At 67.2% G+C, this 4,945-nt stretch carries 4 protein-coding genes and 1 pseudogene; 3 read left to right on the forward strand and 2 right to left on the reverse strand.

The window, feature by feature from the left end; translation table 11 throughout:
- Window positions 1-1,777: 1,777 nt before the first annotated feature.
- Both ACLML9_RS27700 and ACLML9_RS27705 read left to right on the forward strand, forming a co-directional pair.
- Window positions 1,778-2,224: a hypothetical protein gene (locus tag ACLML9_RS27700; protein WP_411948261.1), complete on the forward strand. Its 447-nt coding sequence runs from the start codon at window positions 1,778-1,780 to the stop codon at window positions 2,222-2,224.
- Between the two features lie 244 nt (window positions 2,225-2,468).
- The gene (locus ACLML9_RS27705) at window positions 2,469-3,089 is read left to right on the forward strand and encodes a DUF6069 family protein (RefSeq protein WP_411948262.1); all 621 of its coding nucleotides are present in this window, start codon (window positions 2,469-2,471) and stop codon (window positions 3,087-3,089) included.
- A gap of 79 nt (window positions 3,090-3,168) precedes the next feature.
- Here the strand turns inward: ACLML9_RS27705 and ACLML9_RS27710 are convergent, their stop codons facing one another.
- A complete protein-coding gene (locus ACLML9_RS27710; protein WP_411948263.1) occupies window positions 3,169-3,381 on the reverse strand; it encodes a hypothetical protein in 213 nt (70 codons plus the stop codon).
- A gap of 59 nt (window positions 3,382-3,440) precedes the next feature.
- Window positions 3,441-3,734, reverse strand: a pseudogene (locus tag ACLML9_RS27715) (hypothetical protein); the annotation flags it as partial.
- 141 nt (window positions 3,735-3,875) lie between these two features.
- Between ACLML9_RS27715 and ACLML9_RS27720 the strand changes: the two are divergent.
- Complete coding sequence (locus ACLML9_RS27720) at window positions 3,876-4,862, forward strand: sulfite exporter TauE/SafE family protein (RefSeq protein WP_411948264.1); 987 nt, start codon at window positions 3,876-3,878, stop codon at window positions 4,860-4,862.
- The last annotated feature ends 83 nt before the right edge of the window (window positions 4,863-4,945 follow it).

Below are 4,945 nucleotides of genomic sequence, written 5' to 3' on the forward strand. Positions count from 1 at the left end.
CTCGCAAGCTCGGCGGGACCGGCGCACCGGTGCGTCGGCGGCACGTAGGCGCCACCGCTTCCGACCCGAGATGGTTGATTTTCGATAACCGAGAAGTGTGGGCACGACGAGAGCCGTACCCGACTTGGTCTCCCGCAGCCCGAGCACGAATCGGCCGGCAATCGCTCGTGGGGCCTGGCTGTGGCCCGGTCGTAGGAAGTTCGACACCGATCTGACCTGCGCGGATGAATTGCTGAACGAATCTGATGGTCGACTTCCGTCCGTGGGGACTGGGCTGGTTGCGTAATCCCTGCCTCCTCATGGCCCGATTGTCTGACCTCACTCGGCCGAGTCAAGGGAAAGAGCGCCCTTGACACGACCTCCCTCAGCTCAGGGATGGCCAGTATGAGGAAGCAGGGGAAGGGAAGTCACCTGGCCCAGCAGTCCGCAATCGGTCCGCAGTAGATACGCACACGACAAACCCCGCCAACGTTGCCAGCGGGGTTTTTCCCAGGTCACGACGATTCGCCCACATCTACCAACGATGCCGTGACCTGCAATTATTCAGCTTGCCGACCTTAAAATCCGCCAAGTGTGGGTTCGAGTCCCACTGGGGGCACTGTTGCGCCGCAGGTCGGACAGGGTGTCCGAGGCTGGTAGGTATCAGATGCCGCCCGTGTACCCGGTACCGCCCGGTGTCCCGGAGGTCGAGCCCAACTGCATGTTGGTTCAGATACATAAGGCGCCGAGCGCGTTTGATGAGGGCTTGCGGGCGGTACAGCGGGTCTGTGCCGCGCTCGGCGGCCTGATCCAGCCTATCCGGCACGGTCGGGCCGAATCCCGCCAAGTTGTACTGGAGCGTTGAGCGGTCGGCTGCCGCCCACGCCTGCGCGAGCATCGTGTAGATCGGCGCGGTATCGGTCGCTTCATGCAGCGCGCCGTACAACCGGCGTATCACCTCGGGCAGGCGTGCGAGCGCCGCCCGGCCCTCGATAAGGCTTCTCGTCACCACCCGGTATCGGGGTGATGGCGATGACCCCTCGAAAGGCCGTGAGGCGGCCGTGATCGCGCTTGGGTTCGTAGTGGCGGTGGGCCTGCCACCTGGCGGTGATAGCCCTGGCGGTTCTGTGGCCGGAGCCCTGACCGGCTGCCCCGGTCTCACCCCGGTGCTGCGAGGCCGAAGAGCATGGTCGCGGCCCGACATCCGGACGGATGCCGTTCGAGTGCGCCGCAGCGCCTGTGCCGGCTATCGCGCTTCCGAGTTCGACAGGGTGGCGGTTTATTACGACGACGGCAATTCCATTCCGATAACCGGCGAGTGCATGCAATCACCGGCCCTGCCTTCGCGAAACAGCCGAAACGCCACTTTGCCCGCCTATGAGCCCTGTCACTATCCACAGCCCCCGCGGAGCAAGGGGTCGTGTGGATCGGCGAGACGGTCGTTCCGCGGATTTGCTGCGCGGTTGCAATCAGCGGCAGAGGTATCCGAGTTCCGCCGAGTGTGGATTCCGGCCGCACTGGACAGTGCGATACAGCAGGTCGGACGCCCTGTCCGAGATCGGCCGTGGAGGTTTCTCGGTTCGCACCGAGAGCTGGGCGAACGACTGCCTTGCCGAGTGAGCGGAGCGGTTTTCGCGCACGCATGCTTCTACCTTGCGGGGCCGAACAGACCCGGAGAGGCGGCGGTGCAAATATTCTCGGAGCCGGGAATGTAACGGGTAGCGGGTAATGTTCGGTTTCCCGAATAACCTCGAGAGGAAGTCAACAGCAGATGTTCTCGCGGAACAACGTTGCGAAGATGAACAAGATCGGTAGATTTGCTGCCGCGGCCACGGCACTGGGGGCATTGACATTCGCGGGGACCGGGACGGCGTCGGCCGCCGATAATTGGACGGTGACAACCTGCCAGGGTATGAGTCCCTTTATCGCGGACTTCCCCTATTCCGGCCAGGTGGTCGGCGGACAGTACCAGTCGCCCGGTCGGGCGAACTACACCATTCATGCCGGTGGCAGCGCCTGGGGCGGATACGACACGCAGGTCACCCTCAACTGGACCAATCTGACCACCGGTGCGTCGGGATCGGAAACGCAGCGGGGGTCTGTGGGCTTCGTGATCGGTAACGGCAGCACAATGTACTTCAGCCCGTTCACCGGTGCGGGTGCCGTTCGCACCGATTTCACGGTGGTCAACTCGGGTCTGGTGCCGCAAACGGTGAACTGCTCCGGGGTCTCTCAGGTCGCCTAGTACGAAGTCGTTTCGACCCCGCGAAGCCCGGTCACGCCGTGACCGGGCTTCGTCGGTGAATCGCTTGCTCCCGGCCTCGTAGTGAGATTCGGCGAGGAGGCCGACGTACTGCCGTCCGTACGGTGCGCCGCCCGCCCGGCGGCTGCCGCCCGCGCTCGCGCGCATGGACGCAGCGGGTCCGGAACGCGACATGCGCTTACCGATTCGGGTGGGTCGCGGAGCTCATGCGGGGTACTTTCCCCCTATGACGGAACCGCCGCACAATTACGGGCGCCAGGACCCTCACCGCCAGGGTTACCCTCGGACGCAGGCCTACCCGCAGCAGGGCTATCCCCAGCAGCAGGGTTACTCGACGGAGCCGGAGTACGGGCACCAGGTCGAATACGGGTACCAGCCGGACCAGCCCGAGCGGTCGACCGAGCGGTCCAACGAACCGAAGATCAATGTCGGACGGCTGTGGGCAGGCGGTGTCGGCACGGCCATCGTCGTCGCGCTGGTGATCGTGGTGCTGATCATGCTGGTGCGCGGCATCCTGAACATCGCGGTCCTCTCACCGGAGGGCGAGGGAGCCTACGGCACGGTCTCGACCACCTCGTACGCCGTGGCCGGTGGGGCCGCCGCGATCGCCGCGACCGGTCTGCTGAACCTGCTGCTCGCCCTGATGCCGAGCCCGATGCAGTTCTTCTACTGGATCACCGGACTGGTCACCGCGCTGGCGACGCTGGTGCCGTTCACCCTGGTCGCCGGGGTGGACGCCAAGATCGCCACGGCCGTGATCAACCTGATCGCGGGGTTGTGCATCATTTCGCTGCTCGGCGGGGTCGGGTCCGGGGCGATCATCCGGCGCCCGCAGTCGCAGCACTGAGTTCTTCCGTCCGGCGCCGGGTCCCGGGTCCCGGGTGCCGTGGGGCGGCCCGGGACCCCCGGTGCGCGACGCGCTGGTCTCAGCCGGCCTCGGGGTCTGCCGACCGGACGCGGACGAGCTGTTTACCGAGGTTGGACCCGTCGAAGAGGCGCTGCAGGGCCGCCGGGGCGTTGCCGAGACCGTCGACGACATCCTCGGCCCAGACCAGCTCGCCCGCCGCGACCCAGCCCGCGAGCCGGGCCAGGGCGGACGGAAAATCGGCGTGGTGGTCGTAGAAGATGAAACCCTCCATACGGGCACGGCGGAAGGCCAACTGCATGTAGTTGGCGGGGCCGGCGCCGTAGCCGGGTCACGGGAGGCGACCACCCGCCCCACCCCGCTCCCGCGCATCACCTCGCCCACGCCGACCGGCGTCGTATACGTCGTCGCGGGGTTGAGCCAGGTGCGCTGGGTGGCGTCGATGCCGAGCCACTCCACCTGTACGAGGGCCTCGCCGTTCTCCAATACCGGGAAGGCGCTAGCCTTTTCGGCAAAAGTACCGGCGGTGATTTCGGCGGCCGGCCGTTCGCGCAGGATCATCTGACGGAAGGTGCGGTCGCTCACGGCGGCCAGTGTGCCCCAGGGATGCCGCGGTGTCGCCTTCATTTCCGCGCCCCCGAGGGCGCCGTGGCGGCTGCCGACAGGGCAGGCCGGCAGTATTGCGTTCACGGTGATCGCAACCCGTGTCAACCGCGTGACCACGTCGTACCCTCGGATCTCCGGTCCAGGTTCGGGGAGCACACCGTCATGATCAAGTTATTGGTTTTCACCCTTGTGGGTATCGGCGCGCAGATCGTCGACGGCACGCTCGGGATGGCCTTCGGCGTCACCGCGACGACGCTGCTCGTCCTCAGCGGCACGGGTGCCGCGCATGCGAGCGCGGCGGTCCACTTCGCCGAGGTCGCCACCACTCTGGCCTCCGGGGCATCGCACTGGCGGTTCGGCAATATCGACTGGAAGGTCGTCCTACGGCTGGGTGTGCCCGGCGGTGTCGGCGCCTTCCTCGGCGCGACCGTGCTGTCGCGGATCTCCACCGAATCGGCCGCGCCGATCACCGCCGGCATCCTCCTCGCGATCGGTGTCTTCCTGGTCGTCCGGTTCTCGTCGCGACCGCCGGTGGAATTCGCCGCCTCGGAGAAGACCGCGCACTCCGCGAAATTCCTGACTCCGCTCGGCCTGTTCGGTGGTTTCATCGACGCCAGCGGTGGCGGCGGCTGGGGGCCGGTCACGACCAGCACCCTGCTGACCACCGGACGGTCCGCGCCACGCACGGTGATCGGTTCGGTGAGTGCCTCGGAGTTCATCGTCTCGGCCTCCGCCAGCGTCGGCTTCCTGCTGGGGCTCGGGTCGGACTTCTTCGACAACCTGCTGATCATCGCCGGTCTGGCGCTCGGCGGCGTGCTCGCCGCACCGATTGCCGCCTGGCTGGTCAGCCGGATCACCCCGGGCGTGCTGGGCACCGGGGTCGGCGGGTTGCTGGTCCTCACCAACTCTCGCACGCTGTTCAAGCACTTCGATATCGACGGCGCGCCCCGCACGACCGGTTACGTGTTGATCGTCGTGGTGGCGGTCGCGCTCACCGTCTTCGCGTGGCGGAAGTCCCGGACGGCCCCGGCCATCGATGCCGCCGAGACCACGGGCGCGGACGCTGCCGAACCCGCGGTGGCGGGGCCCGCCGGCACCGAAGTCGCCGGTGAAGGCTCCGCGGACGCGACGCAGGTGCCGGTCAGGTAGCTGCCGATCGCCCGGTCCGCCCGGTGGCGGTACGACCGGAGGGTGAGGGGACAGCGCCCGGCTGCCCGGACAATACGTCCGGG

It is taken from the genome of Nocardia sp. NPDC002869 (assembly GCF_046764065.1).
GTDB lineage: Bacteria > Actinomycetota > Actinomycetes > Mycobacteriales > Mycobacteriaceae > Nocardia > Nocardia rhamnosiphila.

Coding starts and splice junctions, on each gene's coding strand:
- ACLML9_RS27700 (WP_411948261.1), top strand. CDS start 1,778: ATGAACAAGATCGGTAGATTTGCTGCCGCGGCCACGGCACTGGGGGCA.
- ACLML9_RS27705 (WP_411948262.1), top strand. CDS start 2,469: ATGACGGAACCGCCGCACAATTACGGGCGCCAGGACCCTCACCGCCAG.
- ACLML9_RS27710 (WP_411948263.1), bottom strand. CDS start 3,381: ATGGAGGGTTTCATCTTCTACGACCACCACGCCGATTTTCCGTCCGCC.
- ACLML9_RS27720 (WP_411948264.1), top strand. CDS start 3,876: ATGATCAAGTTATTGGTTTTCACCCTTGTGGGTATCGGCGCGCAGATC.